The sequence below is a fragment of the Murimonas intestini genome (genome assembly GCF_024622195.1).
Taxonomy (GTDB): Bacteria; Bacillota; Clostridia; order Lachnospirales; family Lachnospiraceae; genus Murimonas; species Murimonas intestini.
The window spans coordinates 283,003-301,930 of record NZ_JANKBI010000003.1; the positions used below are offsets into that span (position 1 = coordinate 283,003).

At 47.8% G+C, this 18,928-nt stretch carries 19 protein-coding genes; 17 read left to right on the forward strand and 2 right to left on the reverse strand.

What is annotated here, in order from left to right; all coding sequences use genetic code 11:
• Window positions 1–651 (reverse strand): spore coat protein CotJB, encoded by a 651-nt coding sequence (locus tag NSB28_RS24660; RefSeq protein ID WP_306812154.1) that lies wholly within the window; start codon window positions 649–651, stop codon window positions 1–3.
• Window positions 648–845, reverse strand: a complete 198-nt coding sequence (locus NSB28_RS07350) for a spore coat associated protein CotJA (RefSeq protein ID WP_109626264.1) — start codon at window positions 843–845, stop codon at window positions 648–650. The genes NSB28_RS24660 and NSB28_RS07350 overlap by 4 nt, the downstream gene beginning before the upstream one ends.
• A 221-nt stretch (window positions 846–1,066) precedes the next feature.
• On the opposite strand from NSB28_RS07350, the gene NSB28_RS07355 reads away from it, so the two are divergent.
• The 17 genes from NSB28_RS07355 to NSB28_RS07435 all read left to right on the forward strand — a co-directional run bounded on the left by NSB28_RS07355 (window position 1,067) and on the right by NSB28_RS07435 (window position 18,910).
• Window positions 1,067–1,678 (forward strand): hypothetical protein, encoded by a 612-nt coding sequence (locus NSB28_RS07355; protein WP_109626265.1) that lies wholly within the window; start codon window positions 1,067–1,069, stop codon window positions 1,676–1,678.
• Window positions 1,675–3,303 (forward strand): GH3 family acyl-acid amido synthetase, encoded by a 1,629-nt coding sequence (locus NSB28_RS07360; protein WP_109626266.1) that lies wholly within the window; start codon window positions 1,675–1,677, stop codon window positions 3,301–3,303. The genes NSB28_RS07355 and NSB28_RS07360 overlap by 4 nt, the downstream gene beginning before the upstream one ends.
• 4 nt (window positions 3,304–3,307) lie before the next feature.
• Complete coding sequence (locus tag NSB28_RS07365; protein WP_109626267.1) at window positions 3,308–5,818, forward strand: histidine kinase N-terminal 7TM domain-containing diguanylate cyclase/phosphohydrolase; 2,511 nt, start codon at window positions 3,308–3,310, stop codon at window positions 5,816–5,818.
• 58 nt (window positions 5,819–5,876) lie between these two features.
• On the forward strand, window positions 5,877–7,097 hold the full coding sequence (locus tag NSB28_RS07370; RefSeq protein ID WP_109626268.1) for an FtsW/RodA/SpoVE family cell cycle protein: 1,221 nt from the start codon (window positions 5,877–5,879) through the stop codon (window positions 7,095–7,097).
• A gap of 10 nt (window positions 7,098–7,107) precedes the next feature.
• Entirely contained in the window at window positions 7,108–7,383 is a 276-nt protein-coding gene (locus NSB28_RS07375) for a FeoA family protein (protein ID WP_109626269.1), read from the forward strand.
• Window positions 7,367–9,361, forward strand: a complete 1,995-nt coding sequence (gene feoB / locus NSB28_RS07380) for a ferrous iron transport protein B (RefSeq protein WP_109626270.1) — start codon at window positions 7,367–7,369, stop codon at window positions 9,359–9,361. Before NSB28_RS07375 ends, feoB begins: the two co-directional genes overlap by 17 nt.
• A gap of 43 nt (window positions 9,362–9,404) precedes the next feature.
• Window positions 9,405–9,563, forward strand: coding sequence for a FeoB-associated Cys-rich membrane protein (locus NSB28_RS07385; protein ID WP_109626271.1), 159 nt, complete (start codon window positions 9,405–9,407; stop codon window positions 9,561–9,563).
• A 124-nt stretch (window positions 9,564–9,687) separates the two neighbouring features.
• Entirely contained in the window at window positions 9,688–10,554 is an 867-nt protein-coding gene (locus tag NSB28_RS07390) for a YitT family protein (protein WP_109626272.1), read from the forward strand.
• Window positions 10,555–10,749: 195 nt separating this feature from the next.
• Window positions 10,750–10,983: an acyl carrier protein gene (acpP, locus tag NSB28_RS07395; protein ID WP_109626273.1), complete on the forward strand. Its 234-nt coding sequence runs from the start codon at window positions 10,750–10,752 to the stop codon at window positions 10,981–10,983.
• Between the two features lie 37 nt (window positions 10,984–11,020).
• Complete coding sequence (fabK, locus tag NSB28_RS07400; RefSeq protein ID WP_109626274.1) at window positions 11,021–11,947, forward strand: enoyl-[acyl-carrier-protein] reductase FabK; 927 nt, start codon at window positions 11,021–11,023, stop codon at window positions 11,945–11,947.
• Between the two features lie 15 nt (window positions 11,948–11,962).
• The gene (fabD, locus tag NSB28_RS07405) at window positions 11,963–12,886 is read left to right on the forward strand and encodes an ACP S-malonyltransferase (RefSeq protein ID WP_109626275.1); all 924 of its coding nucleotides are present in this window, start codon (window positions 11,963–11,965) and stop codon (window positions 12,884–12,886) included.
• Window positions 12,880–13,620: a 3-oxoacyl-[acyl-carrier-protein] reductase gene (gene fabG, locus NSB28_RS07410; protein WP_109626276.1), complete on the forward strand. Its 741-nt coding sequence runs from the start codon at window positions 12,880–12,882 to the stop codon at window positions 13,618–13,620. The genes fabD and fabG overlap by 7 nt, the downstream gene beginning before the upstream one ends.
• A gap of 16 nt (window positions 13,621–13,636) precedes the next feature.
• A complete protein-coding gene (gene fabF, locus NSB28_RS07415; RefSeq protein ID WP_109626277.1) occupies window positions 13,637–14,875 on the forward strand; it encodes a beta-ketoacyl-ACP synthase II in 1,239 nt (412 codons plus the stop codon).
• Window positions 14,876–14,878: 3 nt separating this feature from the next.
• On the forward strand, window positions 14,879–15,358 hold the full coding sequence (gene accB, locus NSB28_RS07420) for an acetyl-CoA carboxylase biotin carboxyl carrier protein (protein ID WP_109626278.1): 480 nt from the start codon (window positions 14,879–14,881) through the stop codon (window positions 15,356–15,358).
• A gap of 14 nt (window positions 15,359–15,372) precedes the next feature.
• Window positions 15,373–15,801 carry a 3-hydroxyacyl-ACP dehydratase FabZ gene (gene fabZ / locus NSB28_RS07425; RefSeq protein ID WP_109626279.1) on the forward strand — a complete coding sequence of 143 codons (429 nt, stop codon included), beginning with the start codon at window positions 15,373–15,375 and terminating at the stop codon, window positions 15,799–15,801.
• Window positions 15,802–15,811: 10 nt separating this feature from the next.
• On the forward strand, window positions 15,812–17,149 hold the full coding sequence (locus NSB28_RS07430) for an acetyl-CoA carboxylase biotin carboxylase subunit (protein WP_109626280.1): 1,338 nt from the start codon (window positions 15,812–15,814) through the stop codon (window positions 17,147–17,149).
• A gap of 12 nt (window positions 17,150–17,161) precedes the next feature.
• Window positions 17,162–18,910 (forward strand): acetyl-CoA carboxylase carboxyltransferase subunit alpha, encoded by a 1,749-nt coding sequence (locus NSB28_RS07435; protein ID WP_109626281.1) that lies wholly within the window; start codon window positions 17,162–17,164, stop codon window positions 18,908–18,910.
• Window positions 18,911–18,928 lie beyond the last annotated feature (18 nt).

Here is an 18,928-nt window from a genome sequence, read left to right on the forward strand (position 1 = left end):
TTAGAAGATCCCTCCTTCCCACGGCCATGGGCTTGTTACCCAGGTCCATGAATCACTTGCGGCATCATCGGCTGTATCTACAGTCAGCGGGCTGAAAAATTTTGCATATTTCTTTAATGCCGCATTTCTTTTGGCTACATTTTCACGGTAGAAAGCAAGGGCTTCTTCATCACACGGATGTGTGTCCAGATATAAGAGAATGTCATTCACTGCAAAGCTGACTTCGTTAATGAAGTTGAGCAGCTCCGCCTGGTCCGGCCTGTTGTCCTGACAGCCGCATCCGGACCGCATTTCAGCGCGGGCTTCTCTGCGGGGCTCAGGCCTCATGCATGGGCGTTCAGGGCGTATCTGCGGCTGTGAGCATCCGCAGTCAGGCTTCATATCCGGCCTCATCCCCGGGCGTCCGCAGCCGGGCTGCATGCCGGGTCTCATATCCGGCCTTGTTCCCGGACGGCCGCAGCCGCAGTCAGGCCTCATATCGGGTTTTACTTCCGGACGGCCGCAGCCACAGTCAGGTCTCATGTCGGGTTTCACTTCCGGACGGCCGCAGCCGCATCCCGGTTTCATGTCAGGCTTTACTTCCGGGCGTGCACAGCCGCATCCCGGCCTCATCTGCGGTCTGTTGTAATTATTACAGGAAAAGTTATTCATTTGCATACACCTCTCTTTCCGCAGAATGGTTTGTGCAGTTCAGGGAAAATAGTCCCTACCTGCAAAGCTTTTGAGAGTTCATAAGTTTGATGGAAATTCTGCCATGGGACATATGCCATTGCTACAGGCATTTCTTCCAGGCACTGACAAGAGGGTTTTGCCTTATAATCATCACAAGAACTACAATTTGTCATATTGGCTCCTTTCAAAGTTGTTATTTCAATATTACTTTATGATAAAGCTCTGAAAGTGTGTTTTTGGCTTTACTATTGCTGTGTGACGGTCTTGTGACTGAAAATGGAGGAGATTCTTAATAATTCTTAAGTTTTATCTTGCGTTATGCTGTCTGATTTAGTAAAATATTGACATTAATGGAAACGACTTGATCAATATAGTGCAGCTTAGGGGAGAGACAATGATTAATGTTATTTGGGGTGTTTTAGGATTTTGCCTTTTTGGGCTTTATGACGTGAACAGTGTGATATGGAAAATAAAAGCTATTCACAGTTCGTTTGCGGCAGGGTGTATTCTGCTTGTGATTGGAAGTGCGGGATTGGGATATGAAGCGCTGGCAGCAGGAGGGCCTGCGGGAGTTTGTGATTATATATTGATATCTTTAGGGATCCTGAACATGTTTTTGCTTATCTATACTTTGTTTTTTGCTCTGCCGTTTGAGGAGACGTACTGCAGCAGAGAAGGCAAAAAAGACGGGATCTGTCGTGTGGAAGAAAAATCAAATGTCTGTGACAGGGGGGTATATGCTCTCTGCCGGCATCCGGGCGTGCTTTGGTTTTTCTTCTTTTTCTTTTTTTGCGGGCTTGCCCTGCATTCTAAACTGTTTTTTACAGGGGGTCTGATATTTTCCGCCTGTAACCTGGGATATGTGATATTCCAGGATATCTGGACATTTCCTAAGACATTCTCAGACTATGAAGAGTATAAAGAGAAGACACCGTTTCTGATACCTGATTGGAAGAGCATCAAAGCCTGCATGGCGTCATTTGCAGAAGGGAGGGGCAGAAAATGAGATTTCAGGATAAGCTTAGGGAAGTCAGCCAAAGTGAACTGTGGGAAGAATATTGTGGTTTTCTGGAATTAACTGTTGAAGAATTCATGAAGATCCAGAAGCGTCTGCTGAGAGAACAGATGGAGCTGTGGGGGAAGAGCGGTATAGGACGCCGCATCCTCGGCGGCAGGATACCTGAAAATATAGATGAGTTCAGGCGCATGGTGCCTCTCACCACATATGAAGATTATGCCGATATGCTGCTGCAGAAGGAAGACAGCGTGCTTCCGGCAAAGCCTATCCTATGGATACAGACCACATGGGAAGGCGGCAGGCATCCCATAAAGGTGGCGCCCTATACGAAAAGTATGCTGGACACCTACAAGGATAATATGATGGCCTGCTTTATGCTTGCCACAAGCAGCCAGAAGGGCCAGTTTGACTTATCTCCCCGGGACCATATGCTGTATGCCCTCGCACCGCTTCCGTATGCCACAGGCCTGCTTCCTGTACTGCTGGGGGAGGAGATGGACGTGGAATTTCTGCCCCCTGTAAAAGAAGCAGAAAAAATGTCTTTCAGTGAGAGAAACAAAAAGGGATTTAAAATGGGCATGGGGAAGGGGATTGAATACTTTTTCGGCCTCGGAAGTGTTACATACTTTGTGAGCAGAAGCCTGGCAGCCATGCAGAAGAGCAGCTCCGGGAAAGGCGGTCTGTCAAAGCTTAGCAGCATCTCTCCCAAAATGCTCCTGCGTCTGATCAGAGCCAGAGGCAGATGTAAAGAAGAGAACAGGGAACTGATGCCAAAAGATCTGTTCCAGCTGAAAGGTTTTATGTGCGCAGGGACAGATAATAAGTGCTATAAAGATGATCTGGAGAAGCTGTGGGGCATCCGTCCGATGGAGATTTTTGCAGGTACTGAGCCCACTTGCATAGGTACTGAGACATGGAGCAGGAATGGGATGTATTTTTTCCCGGATGCCTGTTTCTATGAATTCATACCAGAACGGGAGATGGAGAGGAATCTTGCAGATCCTTTGTACGTACCTCATACGCTGCTTATGGATGAAGTGTCGCCGGGAGAAAAATATGAGTTGGTGATCACAGTGCTCAAGGGCGGAGCTTTTGCCAGATACAGAGTTGGTGATGTATACCGCTGTGAGGGTATTGGAAATAAGGAAGAGGGAACCAGGATACCCAGGTTTTCTTATGTTGACAGGATCCCTACTATTATTGATATTGCCGGTTTTACGAGGATTACGGAGCATTCTATTTCAAGTGCTGTCAAGCTGTCAGGCCTGGCGATTGAGGAATGGTTTGCGCAGAAGGAGTTTAATGAGGAGAATCATCCTCTGCTGCACATTTACGTAGAGCTGAAGCGGGGACAGATGATAAGCTCAGCGGTCAGCGTACAGGTGATCAGGGATCATCTGAGCGTCTATTTCAAGTATGTGGATCAGGATTATACGGATCTGAAAAAGATTTTAGGGATGGATCCGCTGAAGATCACAATATTAAAGACAGGGACTTTCCAAAACTATGAGAGTAAATTCGGCGGTCTGCTCAGGCGTATCAATCCGCCGGAATATGAAGTGAGCAGACTGCTGCAGGAACAATTCAGTGTGGCACCGGACGGGAGGTATTAGAGGCATGTACAGTTTTGGGTGGATTCCAATAACGGCTTTGTTCTGCTATGTATTTTTATTTTTTGCATTTGCGGCAGCTAAGAAAACAAAAGTAATCAAGTCATTTATGGTACTGCTGATGGTAATGGTGCTGTGGACGGGAGGTTCACTGGCAATGCGCCTTCAGCTGTGGCCTTCTGTGGAGTTCTGGTATCATGTATCGCTGCTGGGTGTGTTTTTTCTCCCATGCACATTTATGGGATTCATTATGGACTTCCTGGATATCAGAAAAAAAGCGTGCAGGATTTTCGGGCAGGTGTTCTTTCTGGGTTCTTATATCCTGAATCTTTTTACGGGAATATTTCTGCCTCCTCCGTCTGTAGTGGAAGGGTCGGCCAAAGGCGTGCAGTTTGTCTATGATTTTTCATGGCCGATTATCATTCCATTTGCAGTTGCAGGCTGCCTGCTTGGAATAATGGTATATTACATCTTCAGGGGATGTAAAGGAAATATGGTTCTGAAGAAACAGCTGACCCCCATTCTGGCAGGGATAGTTATTCTTTTTACAGGTCATATGTGCCTGATGATACCATTTTTTAAAGGGTTCCCCATTGATGTGCTCTCTGGCGTGTTTAATGCATTTTTTATGTTTTATGCACTTTACAGCAAGCGCCTCTTTAAACTGACTCTGCTGATATCCAGATGGAACTGCTATATCGCTTCAGCTGTCATATCTATTGTTTTATTTTATCAGAGTATACCGGTTATGGGAAAATTTGCCAGAGAGAGCCTGAAAATGTCAGAATCTGTGGCAATTATGGCGATCGCCGCCCTGTACATGATATCCACTATCGTGCTGTATACGGTGATGAAGAGGTTTCTGGACAATATTTTTGTCAGGGAGGAACTGGTACAGACAGAAAACCTGAAAGAATTCAGCCATGCAGTTTCTAAGACACTTGATATAGACGAGATCCTGGCAAGTATGGTAGATGTGATCCGAAAGACGATAGAGGTGAACAAGATCTATATCTGCATAGAGGATCTGAATGGAAATTATGTGATCAAACGCAGTACCAGCCCCTTAGATGAGAATTCCTTCCTGCTTAGGGCAGACCATCCTATCATCCAGTATCTGAAGAAGACGGACGGCAGCCTGATGATGAAAGATTTCAAGCGCACCATCGGCTATAAATCCATGTGGGAATCAGAGAAGAGACAGCTGCAGGAATGGAGGATCGAGTGCTTTGTGGCGCTGAAGGATGAGGAGGATCTGGAAGGGCTTGTCATGCTGTCTGAAAAGCCGAGGCATTCGTCATTTACATATGATGATATGAGTTTCCTTACCTCTGTTGGTTCGGTGAGCTCTATGGCTGTAAAAAATTCAAGGCTTTATGAAAAGGCATATGAGGAAGCCAGAAAGGATGAACTCACCGGACTGCTGAACAGGAAGAGCTTTTATGAGGTCATAGAGGAGGCATATGAGGCAAACAAGGAGAGTTCACTGGCACTGGCAATATTGAACATTGATGATTTTAAATTATACAACCAGTTGTACGGTGCAGCGGAAGGGGATATCGCTCTTCAGAAGATCGCCCAGATCATTAAGTCAACTGTAGGTGAGAACGGATATGTGGCCAGGTATGGGGGGAAAGAATTTGCGCTGATCCTTCCGCGGTTTGATCTTTATTCTGCCAGGAATCTGGCAGAGAATGTCTGCAGCCAGATCAAGGAGCTGAACCGTTATTCCGGTGAATATTCCATGAAGGCGCTGACCATGAGCGGAGGCGTATGTGCTATCCCCTATACAGCCTCAAATGTACAGGAACTTATAAGTAATGCAGATCTAGCCGTGTATACGGTTAAGCGTTCAGGGAAAAATGCTGTCATGGTCTATTCGGAAGGGCAGGCAAAACGCGGGGAGGAAGCGACGGCGCTCCGCAGTAAGAGCAGCTATAATGAATATGCTTCCACGATCTACGCCCTGACTGCGGCCATAGATACAAAAGACCACTATACATTCAGCCACTCTAAAAATGTGGCTTACTATGCCGGCGAGCTGGCAAGGGGATTTGGAATGAACGATGAGTGTATAGACATCGTAAAGGAAGCTGGGCTTCTTCACGATATTGGAAAGATCGGCATTCAGGAGGATATACTGAATAAGCCGGGCAAGCTGACGGCAGAGGAATATGAGATCATGAAGACACATGTGGAGAACTCCATAGGTATCATCCGGCATCTGCCGTCTTTGGACTATGTGATACCTGCTGTGATCGGCCATCATGAGAGGTATGACGGCAAAGGCTACCCCAGAAGGATCGCAGGAGAGGATATTCCGCTCATGGCCAGGATATTATGTATTGCTGATTCTTTTGACGCCATGATATCTGTCAGAAGTTATAAGGCCTCTATGCCTGTGGAGAGAGCCTTTGCCATCCTGGAGGAGGAAGCAGGGAAGCAGTTTGATCCAAAGCTGGTGCCGGTTTTTATAAATCTCGTAAAGTCAGGAACAATAAAAATTGCAGAAGGATGATTTTTGTGCTATGATAATATATCGTAATTATTAAGTTTGAGCGGCAGAGGAGTTTGAAATGGCACAAAAAAGAAGATCCAGAACGAATGTCCCAAAACAGCAGCGCCGGAGACGGCGCAGGCCGGCGGTGCAGAGATATTATGATTATAATCTGCTCGCCAGCGTGATACTGCTCACCTGTTTTGGGCTTGTTATGTTATATAGTACAAGCGCGTATGAGGCGCAGGTGGAGCACGGCAGCGATATGTTTTACTTTGGAAAGCAGGCAGCTATCAGCGCAGCCTGCCTTGTTGCTGTACTGATATTTTCCCAGATTGATTATCATATATATGCCAAATTTGCAACAGCTCTCTATATTGTATCAAATGTCCTGCTGGTAGCTACGAAGTTTATAGGCAGGGAGATCAACGGCGCCAAGAGATGGATCTATTTCGGACCTGTTTCGTTCCAGCCGGCTGAGCTGGGCAAGCTGTCGCTGATCCTCTTTCTGGCCTGCGTCATAGTGAAGATAGGTGGCAGAAAGATGCGGGGATGGCGGGCGCCGGCTATCATTTTAGGACTTGGCGGCATTACGGCGTTTTTTACCTATTATTTCACTCAGAATATGAGTACTGCGATCATAATGGCGGGTATTACAGGAATCATGCTGTTTGTGGCCCATCCAAAGACAGTTCCGTTCCTGGCAGCCGTGGGAGCTGTTCTTGTCATGGCGGCAGGCGTAGTGTTCTATGTGGCGACTAATGCGGCCAGCGGGACATTCCGTCTGCGGAGGGTGCTTGTCTGGCTGGACCCGGAGGCCTATGCCAGCTGGGGCGGTTATCAGGTTATGCAGGGGCTGTATGCCATTGGGTCAGGAGGATTTTTCGGGAAAGGCCTTGGAAACAGCACGCAGAAGCTGGGGGCTGTACCTGAGGCACAGAATGATATGATATTTTCAATCGTGTGTGAGGAGCTGGGAGTATTTGGAGCGGCTATGCTCACAATACTGTTTGTGTTCCTGCTTTACAGGCTGCTCTTCATTGCCCAGAATGCGCCTGACCTTTTAGGTTCACTGATAGCAACCGGCATATTTGCCCATATTGCCCTGCAGGTGGTCCTTAATATGGCAGTCGTACTGAATATGATCCCTACCACAGGAGTAACTCTGCCGTTTGTCAGCTATGGGGGCACATCGATCTTGTTCCTAATGGCGGAGATGACACTGGCGCTGAGCGTCTCGAGGCAGATAAAGTTTAAAGAACAGGAAGAAGGAAAGAGATCGCTGACAAGGACAGCGTGAGAGGAAAGAGATGAAAGATCTGGATACAGGGACAGTATTTGAAGGAGACATGGGCAGGGCCTACGAGGTGACGGGAATCCTCCTGCCGGAGGACATCACCAGAAGGCTGGAGTCTTTGGGAATCTTTGAGGGGACAAAGCTTCAGATCCTGAATAAGAAGAAAAATGGTGCCGTGATCATAAAAGCGAGAGGGGCCAGATGGGCCATAGGAAAAGAATTTGCTAAAGGCATCAGAGTCAGAGAACCCGGGGAGATAAAGGAGCAGCAGGATGAAACAGACAATTAATGTCGCATTTGTGGGAAATCCCAACTGTGGTAAGACGACCCTGTTTAATGCATATACAGGGGCAAATCTGAAGGTGGCCAACTGGCCTGGAGTCACCGTGGAGAGAAAAGAGGGAGAGACAGACTACAGAGGCCAGCATATTAAGCTGATAGATACCCCCGGTATATACAGCCTGACTTCTTATTCCATAGAGGAGAAGGTGACAAGGCAGTGTATTCTGGAGGATGACATAGATGTCATTATCAATATTGTGGATGCATCTGCCATGGAGAGGAACCTCTATCTGACCATGCAGCTGCTGGAGCTGGGAAAGCCGGTTATACTGGCTTTGAATATGATGGATATTGTGGAAGAGCGCGGGATGGAGATCGACATGCACCGCCTGCCTGAACTGCTGGGCCATATTCCTGTTGTGCCTGTGTCTGCCAGAAAGCGGACGGGACTTGATGTACTGATGCATGCAGTAAAGCATCACTATGAAGAGGGGCCTGCAGGAAATGTGGTTGTCTACAGGCCGGATATGGAGAAGCGCATAGTAGAGGTGGAGAAGCTTCTTAAGAGCAGGTATCCTCAGATTAAAAATATCAGATGGCATGCCATCAAGCTGCTGGAGCGTGATGATGAGGTTGAAAAACAATATTCTCTGGATACGGCGGCTGTCATTGACCGCAGCTATGAGAAAGATATCATTAACCAGAAATATGATTACATAGAGGAAGTGATAGACGAGTGTCTTTTTTATAAGAGCGAAAAAGCAGCTTCCACAGACAAGATCGATGAGGTGCTCACCCACAGATTATGGGGAGTGCCCATATTTCTGGGGATCATGGCTCTTGTGTTCTTCCTGACATTTTTCATAGGAGATGCCTTAAAAGGCGTGTTTGAGATAGTTCTGTCAATGTTTTCAGATGCAGTAAACCATCTTCTTGTGAGCGTCAGTGCGGCTGACTGGCTCATATCACTCATAGTGGACGGGATCATTGCAGGAGTGGGAGGCATCCTGACCTTCCTCCCCAATATATTTATCCTCTTCCTTGCACTGGCTGTTCTGGAGGACAGCGGATATATGGCCAGGGTGGCCTATGTCATGGATAAGATCATGGGCAGGGCAGGATTATCAGGAAAGGCCTTTCTCCCCATGATACTGGGCTTTGGATGTACGGTGCCTGCTGTTATGGCCACAAGGGCTCTGGAGAGGGAAGAGGACAGAAAGAAGACAATACTTGTGACTCCATTTATGTCCTGTTCAGCCAGACTCCCTATCTATGTACTGTTTGCAGACATGTTCTTTGGAAAATATGCCATGGCAGCTGCATTTTCCATGTATGTGCTGGGAATGCTGACAGCAATCGTCATAGCGCTTGTAATTAACAGATTCCAGAAAAACAAAAGCAGCCAGTCTCTGCTGATTGAGCTTCCGGAATATAAAGCGCCCAACGCCAGGACTATCATGATATATGTGTGGGAGAAGGTCAAAGATTATCTGACAAAGGCCGGGACCACCATATTTGTGGCTTCAATCGTCATATGGTTTATCCTGAATTTTAACCAGCACGGTATGGTGACAGAGGTGTCGGAAAGCTTTGGCGCTGCCCTTGGCAGATGGTTTGAACCCCTGCTGGCTCCGGCCGGCCTTGGCCTGTGGCAGATAGGAGTGGCTCTGATTTCAGGGCTGTCGGCAAAAGAAGTGGTTGTCTCCAGCTTTGCCGTCCTTTTTGGAGTGGGAAACGCCAATTCGGCGGCAGGTATGGCTCAGATCGTGCAGAATCTGTCGGTTTACGGCTTTGGCGCCCTGAATGCATATGCGCTCATGGTGTTCTGCCTTCTCTACACCCCATGCGCTGCAACTATTGGAACGATACGGAAAGAAACACATTCCTGGAAGTTTACGTTCATGATGATCGCCTTTCAGCTCCTTCTTGCCTGGGGCTGCGCGGTGCTGGTGTTCCAGGCAGGCTCCCTGCTGGCGGGTATTTGATGAAACAGGTGTAAAACAGATATTTTACAGAAAGTGTGATATTATGGAAGTTTTCAGTACGGTTGTTGTGGGAGGGGCAATTTTCCTCTATGCAGCCTTTGTGATAAGAAAAAGGATAAAAGATATAAAGAACGGCAGGTTTTGCCAGTGCAGCTGTGAGGGCTGCAGCGGCTCCTGCAAAAAGTGCAGCAGCGTCCATTAGGGCGCTGTTTTTTTACATTTTACTCAGGTGACGTGTTACATCGTCAGCTGTATAAATAGAAACATCATGCGGCTGGATGATCATTGCAGCTGCAGACTAAGTGAAGAATCGAGGAGAAGAGGCAATGAAAAAGTATTCTAAAACAATTATTGATGTATTAATGGTGCTGCTGGGCAACACGATCTATGCACTGGCAGTAACTATGTTCATCCTGCCAAATAACCTGGTGATCGGCGGCGGGACAGGTGTGGCCCTGGCTGTACAGCATTATTTCGGGATCCCTATTGCGGTGTTTGCGCTGGTGTTCAACTTTCTGCTTTTTTTGGCGGGCGCAGCCATACTGGGAAAGAAATTTGCTATGACGACCATCATCAGCACCTTTTATTATCCGTTCATCCTGGGCGTCCTGCAGAACGTGCCCGCACTGGGAAATATGACTAATGACGGAACGATCGCAGCCATATATGCCGGGGTAATGATCGGCGCGGCGATCGGCATTGTATTTAAAGCGGGAGCTTCCACGGGCGGGATGGATATTCCTCCCCTTGTGATCAATAAGCTGTTCGGCCTGCCGGTGTCAGCAGTTATGTATGCTTTTGACTGCCTCATTCTCCTGCTGCAGGTCACCTTTGCCGAGAAGGAGCAGGTACTTTTAGGACTTCTTCTTGTATTCCTCTATACCTTTGTGCTGGATAAGGTACTGTTTATGGGCCAGACAAAGACGCAGGTAAAGATTGTCAGTGAAAAGTATGAGGAGATCAACCAGATGATCATCCAGAACGTGGACAGGACGTCTACCCTGCTTCAGGGAGAGACAGGGTACCTTCACACAAAGCTTCCCATGGTCCTTACCATCATCTCCAACAGAGAGCTTCCAAGGCTGAACCGGGAGGTTCAGAAGATAGATCCAGAGGCATTCCTTATCATCAGCCAGGTAAAAGAAGTGAGGGGCAGGGGATTCACCATTAATAAAGAATATATAGATAAATGACGGTTCAGAACATTCTTTAAACACCCCGCGGGCATGTGAACAGTTACATGAAAGCAACCATTACTATTCACATGCCCGCAAAATATTGCAGTTTTGGGCTATAAAAAAATCTTGACAAATCTTTTTTTTACATATATACTTTGGATATCAAAATATTTGATATAAAAATAATATGAATTTAAGAGGAGATTGACCATGTTTGAGAAAATGAAAGATATCATCGCAGAGCAGTTAAATTGTGAAAAGGAGACCATCACACTGGAAACTAATTTCAAGGATGATCTGGGAGCTGATTCACTTGACCTGTTTGAACTTGTTATGGCTCTGGAAGATGAATACTCAGTGGAGATCCCGTCAGAAGACCTTGAGAATCTGACAACTGTAAAGGCAGTCATGGATTACTTGAAAAATAAAGGTGTGGAAGAATAAGCCACACCTTCTTCTATAGGAAACACGGGAGGAAGACATGGATACAAGAGTAACGAAGCTTTTAGGAATAGAATATCCAATCATCCAGGGCGGAATGGCCTGGGTGGCAGAACATAACCTGGCAGCGGCTGTGTCAAATGCCGGCGGTTTCGGGCTTATCGGTGCGGCCAGCGCACCGGCTGAAGTGGTCAGGGATGAGATACGCAAGGCAAAGGAGCTGACAGATAAACCGTTTGGTGTAAATATCATGCTGCTCAGCCCCCACGCTGATGAGGTGGCCAGGGTGGTAGCCGAGGAAGGCGTCAAGGCAGTCACCACAGGAGCAGGAAATCCGGAAAAATATATGGAGCTCTGGAAAAATGCGGGGATCAAGGTTATCCCGGTAGTGGCAAGCGTGGCCCTTGCCAGAAGGATGGAGAGATATGGCGCCGACGCAGTAGTGGCTGAGGGTATGGAGTCAGGCGGGCATATAGGCTCCCAGACAACGATGACTCTGGTGCCCCAGGTGGCGGATGCAGTTGATATACCTGTTATAGCGGCCGGCGGGATCGGCGATGGAAGAGGGTTTGCGGCAGCTATGATGCTGGGGGCGGAAGCCGTCCAGATGGGAACCAGGTTTGTGGTGGCCAGTGAGTCTATTGTCCACGGCAACTATAAAGAGAGAGTCATAAAAGCAAAGGATATAGATTCTGAAGTTACAGGAATGAGTACAGGCCATCCGGTGCGCTCACTGCGCAACAAGATGACAAGAGAATACATAAAGCTGGAACAGTCAGGAGCTTCCTTCGAGGAGCTGGAATATCTGACGCTTGGTTCTTTAAGAAATGCAGTCATGGAAGGTGACGTGGTGAACGGAACCGTCATGGCGGGACAGATCGCAGGGCTTGTGAAAAAGGAACAGACCTGCAGGGAAATGATTGAAGAAATTATGCATGAGGCAGAAGTGCTTTTAAAAATACAATAAAGGAGTAAACCAGGAATGAGCAGAATCGCATTTATTTTTCCGGGACAGGGTGCCCAGTATGTTGGAATGGGGAAGGACTTTTATGAACAGGTAAGCTGTTCAAAAGAAGTTTTTGACCTGGCAGGGGAAGTTACGGGGCTGGATATAAAAAAGCTCTGTTTTGAACCTAACGAGGAGATCAATATTACGGAATATACGCAGATAGCCATGGTGGCAGCAGAGACAGCTATGCTCCGCGCTTTAGAGGAGCAGGGGATCGTTCCGGAAGTGAATGCCGGTTTAAGCCTGGGAGAATACACCGCACTCATAGCTTCAGGGGCGCTGGATGAGAAAGATGCCTTTAAGCTTGTGAGGAAGAGAGGAATCTATATGCAGGAGGCTGTCCCGTCAGGCGGAGCTATGACTGCAGTCATAGGGCTTGACGGAGAGACGATCGCACGTGTGTGTGAAAAGACAGAGGGACAGGTGAGTGTAGCTAATTATAACTGTCCGGGACAGACAGTCATAACAGGGGAAGAGAGCGCAGTGGCGGCGGCGGCAGAAATGCTGAAAGCTTCAGGGGCCAGGCGGTGTGTACCGCTCACGGTTAGCGGGCCTTTTCATTCACCTATGTTAAAGAGCGCAGGCGAGAAGCTGTGGGAAGCCATGAAAGAGATAGAAATACAGGATATCAGGATTCCCTATGTGGCCAATGTGACTGCTGAATATGTGAGTAAGAAGGAAGATGTAAAGCTGCTTTTAAAAGAGCAGGTCGCTTCCTCAGTAAAGTGGCAGCAGAGTGTTGAAAAGATGATATCTGACGGGATCGATACTTTTATAGAGATCGGACCGGGCAGGACGCTGAACGGATTTTTACGTAAGATAGACAAAAATGCCAGAGGGTTTAATATAGAGAAAGCTGAAGATATAAAGAAGGTTGCGGAGGAATTAAAATGTTAAAAGGAAAGACAGCTCTAGTGACGGGGGCCGCCAGAGGACTGGGCCGTGCAATAGCTATACGCCTGGCAGAGGAAGGCGCTTTTGTAGTCATCAACTATAATGGCTCAAAAGAAAAGGCAGAGGAGACAGCAGAACTGATCCGCCAAAACGGAGGCGGGGCAGTGACATGGCAGTGTGACGTATCCGACTATGATAAGACGGGGGAAATGATCAAAGAGCTTGTCAGAGAATATGGCCAGATTGATATTCTTGTCAATAATGCAGGGATCACAAAAGATAACCTGATCATGAAAATGAGCGAGGAAGATTTTGACAGAGTGATAGCTACCAACCTGAAGGGGACGTTTAATACAATACGCCATATCAGCCGCCAGATGTTAAAACAGAGAAGCGGTAAAATCATTAATATGTCAAGTGTTACAGGTATCCTTGGAAATATAGGGCAGGCGAATTATTCAGCCTCTAAGGCAGGCGTCATAGGCCTGACTAAGACTATGGCGAGGGAGCTTGCCAGCCGGGGGATATGCGTCAATGCCATAGCACCGGGATTTATAGAGACTGAGATGACAGATGCGCTGTCAGATGCAGCGAAGGAAGCTGCAGCTGCCCAGATCCCTATGAAGAGGTTCGGACAGGCAGAGGAAGTCGCAGAGGCGGCAGTATTTTTAGCATCGGAAAAAGCAGATTATATTACAGGCCAAGTGCTGTGCATCGACGGCGGAATGGCAATGTAACAGGAGGAAAATAAATATGAAGCGAGTAGTAGTTACAGGGATGGGAGCTATCACTCCCGTTGGACTTAGTGTAGATGAATTCTGGAACAGTGTAAAGGAAAAGAAGACAGCTTTTGGACCGATCACGAGATTTGACGCCAGTGATTACAGGGCAAAGCTGGCTGCTGAGATCAAGGATTTTGACGCAAAGAAATATATGGATTTTAAGGCAGCTAAAAGAATGGAGCTTTTCTCACAGTATGCTGTAGCCGCTGCAAAGGAAGCCATTGAAGAGTCAGGCCTGGACATAGAAAAAGAGGATCCATATATGGTGGGATGCTCAGTAGGATCAGGGATCGGAAGCCTGCAGGCTATGGAAAGAGAGTACGACAAGCTGCAGAAAAAAGGGCCGGGACGTGTCAATCCTCTTCTTGTACCCCTGATGATCTCTAATATGGCCTGCGGAAATGTCTCTATCCAGTTCGGCCTGAAAGGAAAGAGTGTAAATGTGGTTACCGCATGCGCCACAGGCACACATTCCATCGGAGAAGCTTTCAGAACGATCCAGTGCGGTGACGCTGATGTCATGGTAGCAGGAGGAACGGAGGCATCTATCTGTCCTATCGGTATCGGAGGGTTTGCAGCCCTGACAGCGCTTACAGGGTCCGATGACCCGCAGCGCTGCTCTATTCCCTTTGACAAAGAAAGAAGCGGTTTTGTCATGGGAGAGGGCGCGGCAGTCGTAGTGCTGGAAGAACTGGAGCATGCTAAGAAAAGAGGAGCAAAGATTCTCGCGGAGGTTGCCGGATACGGCACTACAAGTGATGCTTATCATATCACATCTCCTGCAGAGGATGGTTCCGGTGCAGCCAGAGCTATGTTAAATGCAGTAAAGGAAGCAGGACTTGAGCCTGAAGATATCACATATATCAATGCCCATGGAACAAGCACACATCACAATGACCTTTTTGAGACAAGGGCAATCAAGAAAGCATTTGGGGAACATGCATATAATATCCGCGTTAACTCTACTAAGTCCATCACAGGCCACATGCTGGGGGCAGCAGGAGCAATCGAGTTTATTACCTGCATCAAGGAGATACAGGAGGGATATATCCATCCTACAGTAGGATACAGCGTACCGGATGAAGAACTGGATCTCAATTACGTTCCTGATAAGCCGGTCATGGGAAATCTTGACTATGCCATCAGTAATTCATTGGGCTTCGGCGGCCACAACTCAAGTATTCTTGTAAAGAAATATAAAGAGGTATAAAAAATGGAAATAGAGAATTTATTAGCGTTGATTGATAAAGTGTCATCATCTGACCTGACTGAGTTTTCATTTGAAGAGGGAAACATAAAGCTCTCAATGGGAAAAAAGAAAAAGAATGTCATTGTGACAGCAGCCGGGGAAAATACAGCAGCCCCCATACTCTCAGCTGAAATACCGGTCATCTCCGGCACAGCAGCTTCCGCCGGGGCAGGCCGCGGGGAAACCGGGGAGGCTTCAGATAATGAGAAAGGCAATATTATCACAGCGCCTCTTGTAGGGACCTTCTATAATTCTTCATCCCCCGATGCAGAGCCTTTTGTGCAGGTGGGAGATACAGTAAAGAAAGGGCAGACCCTTGGCATTATAGAGGCTATGAAGCTGATGAATGAGATTGAAAGCGAATTTGATGGTGTTGTAGAAGAGATCCTGGCTGAAAGCCAGCAGATGGTGGAGTATGGCCAGCCGCTGTTTAAAATACGCTGAAGGGAGGCTTAGGTATGTCACTTTTAACAACTAAGGAAATCATGGAGATCATTCCACACAGGCAGCCTATGCTGCTGATCGATACAATAGAAGAGCTGGAACCGGGAAAAAGAGGCGTAGGAAAAAAATGCGTCAGCTATAATGAACCATATTTTGCGGGACATTTTCCAGGCGAGCCTGTTATGCCGGGAGTGCTTACGATCGAAGCCCTGGCACAGGTGGGCGCGGTAGTCATATTGAGCTGTCCGCAGTTTAAAGGAAAGACAGCTTATTTTGCAGCGATCAATAACGCAAGGTTCAAACAGAAGATACTTCCGGGAGATGTGGTCATGCTGGAAGTAGAAATGATAAAGCAGAAAGGCCCTATCGGAATCGGTAAGGCAACAGCCACAGTAGACGGGAAAGTGGCCGTGAGCGCTGAGCTTACCTTTGCCATAGGATAGGAGAGTTGCCATGTTTCAGAAAATATTGATTGCTAACAGAGGAGAAATAGCTGTACGTATCATACGTGCCTGCAGAGAGCTGGGGATAAGGACGGTTGCCGTCTACTCAGAGGCAGACAGGGAAGCGCTGCACACCCAGCTGGCGGATGAGGCTGTATGTATCGGACCTGCTTCTTCCCTTGACAGCTATTTAAATATGGAGAGGATTTTAAGCGCTACTATTGTTGTGAATGCTGATGCCATCCATCCCGGATTTGGCTTTCTCTCAGAAAACAGTAAATTTGTGGATATGTGCCAGAAGTGCAACATTACTTTTATCGGACCTTCAGCAGAGGTTATTAACAGGATGGGCAACAAGTCTGAAGCCAGGTCCACCATGGAGAAGGCAGGAGTGCCGGTAGTGCCGGGAACAAAAGAACCTGTCTATGGGGCGGATGAAGCTCTGGAAGCCGCCGGGAAAATAGGATTCCCTGTTATGATCAAGGCATCTTCAGGTGGCGGCGGAAAAGGCATGAGGATATCAGAGTCGCCTGAAGATTTTATGGAAAACTTTAATACTGCACAGATGGAGTCAGTGCGTTCCTTCGGCGATGATACCATGTATATTGAAAGATACGTGCGCAACCCCAAGCATATAGAATTTCAGATCATAGCAGATAAGTTCGGAAATGTGGTGCAGCTGGGGGAACGAGACTGCTCTATTCAGCGTCATCATCAGAAAGTAATAGAAGAATCTCCGTGCGCTATTCTGACGCAGGAGCTTCGCAGGAAGATGGGCGATGAGGCAGTGAGGGCTGCAAAAGCGGCGCGCTATGAGAATGCGGGCACAATAGAGTTCCTCCTGGATGACAGGCAGAATTTTTATTTTATAGAGATGAATACGAGGATACAGGTAGAGCATCCTGTGACGGAGATGGTTTCAGGCGTGGATCTGATCAAGGAACAGATATATATCGCCGCGGGGCTGCCGTTAAGTGTGAAACAGGAAGATATCTGCCTGAATGGCCATGCAATCGAGTGCAGGATAAATGCGGAGAACCCCAGGAAGAATTTTATGCCCTGTCCCGGAAAATTAATTGAGGTGCATCTGCCGGGAGGAAACGGGGTACGCATTGATACGGCAGTCTACAGCGGTTATGAGATACCGCCCTACTATGATTCAATGATCGCAAAGGTCATTGTGCATGACAAGACAAGAACGGGCGCTATTGCAAAGATGCGCAGCACTCTCGGTGAGCTTATACTGGAGGGGGTAACTACTAATACGGATTTCCAGTATGAGATCCTGAATAATGAGGATTTTCAAAAAGGTGAATTCACCACGGATTTTATCGAAAAGCATTTTTAAGGAGAATGAGTGATGCCCAGATTAAAGGATATGTTTAAGAAGACAGGGTATATAACCCTTGGCAAAACAGAAGAACCAAAAGAGAAGCCCCAGGTGCCGGAAGGCCTGTGGGTAAAATGTCCTAAATGCGGAGCCACACTCTACAAGGAGGACGTTCTGGAGAATAATTACGTCTGTCCAAAATGTGAAGGATATTTCCGGATCAAGACAAAAACAAGACTCCGCATGGTGGCTGATAAAGGAAGCTTTGAGGAGTGGGGGACAGAAATTGCCGGCAGGAACCCTCTGGATTTCCCTGGATATGAAGAAAAACTTGAGGAGCTCCGTGAAAAGACCCACCTGAAGGAGGCTGTGACGATCGGCAGGGCCAGGATAGACGGCCAGGATGCAGTTATCGGTGTCTGCGACGCCAGATTTATGATGAGCAGCATGGGATATGTGGTTGGGGAGAAGATTACCCGGGCTGTTGAGAGGGCGACTGAGCTTGGGCTTCCGGTGATCCTGTTCTGCTGCTCAGGAGGCGCCAGGATGCACGAAGGGATCGTCTCTCTCATGCAGATGGCTAAGACCAGCGCGGCTCTGGAACGCCACAGCCGTGCCGGCCTTCTCTATGTGCCTGTGCTGACAGACCCTACTACGGGCGGTGTGACAGCCAGCTTTGCCATGCTTGGAGACATCATTCTGGCAGAGCCGGGAGCTCTGATCGGATTTGCGGGTCCCAGGGTGATAGCACAGACTATAGGCGAAAAGCTGCCGGAGGGTTTCCAGAAGGCAGAATTTCTGCTTGAGAAGGGTATCATAGATGGTATTGTTGAGAGAAAAAATCTGAAAAAAACTCTTTCCGGCCTTATCAGGATGCACGGGAAGGGAACAGGTTATGAGAACTACAGAGAGATCAGGCAGGCATTTGCAGAAGAGGCTGTAGCCGGACCTGTACAGGAAGCAGAATGCAGCGGGGAAGACGGCGCGGACAGACAGGAGCTGTCAGCCTGGGAGAAGGTTGAGATATCCAGAGATTCAGAGCGCCCGTCCAGCCTTGATTATATAAATGAAGTGTTTTCAGGATTCGTGGAACTTCACGGTGACAGAAGCTTCAGGGATGACGGCGCCGTAGTAGGCGGTATAGCATGGTTTAACGGACAGCCGGTCACTGTCATCGGGCAGCAGAAGGGCAAGAACACGAAGGAAAATATCACCAGGAATTTTGGAATGGTATCGCCTGAAGGCTACAGGAAGGCTTTAAGACTGATGAAACAGGCAGAGAAGTTTAACCGTCCGATCATTAATTTTGTAGATACTCCCGGAGCAGCCTGCGGTATCGGCGCGGAAGAACGGGGACAGGGCGAGGCTATAGCAAGGAATCTTATGGAGATGTCTGCGCTTAAAACTCCTGTTCTGTCAATTGTGATCGGGGAAGGCGGAAGCGGCGGTGCTCTTGGTCTGGCAGTGGCTGACCAGGTGTGGATGATGGAAAATGCCACCTACAGCATTCTGTCGCCTGAGGGTTTTGCTTCCATACTCTGGAAGGATGGTAAACGGGCCAGGGAGGCATCAGAGGTGATGAAGATCACGGCAGCAGATTTAAAAGAGCTGGGCATCATAGAGCAGATCATTCCTGAGGAAGTGCCGGCATGCAGGGAAAGCATACCTTCGATCACTTCTTCAATGAGGGAAAAAATAGATAAGTTTTTAGAAAACAGCAGCAGAGTTTCCAAAGAGGAGCTTCCTCAGGCCAGATATGAGCGCTTCAGGCGGATGTAGGCTGCGTATATTAGGAGG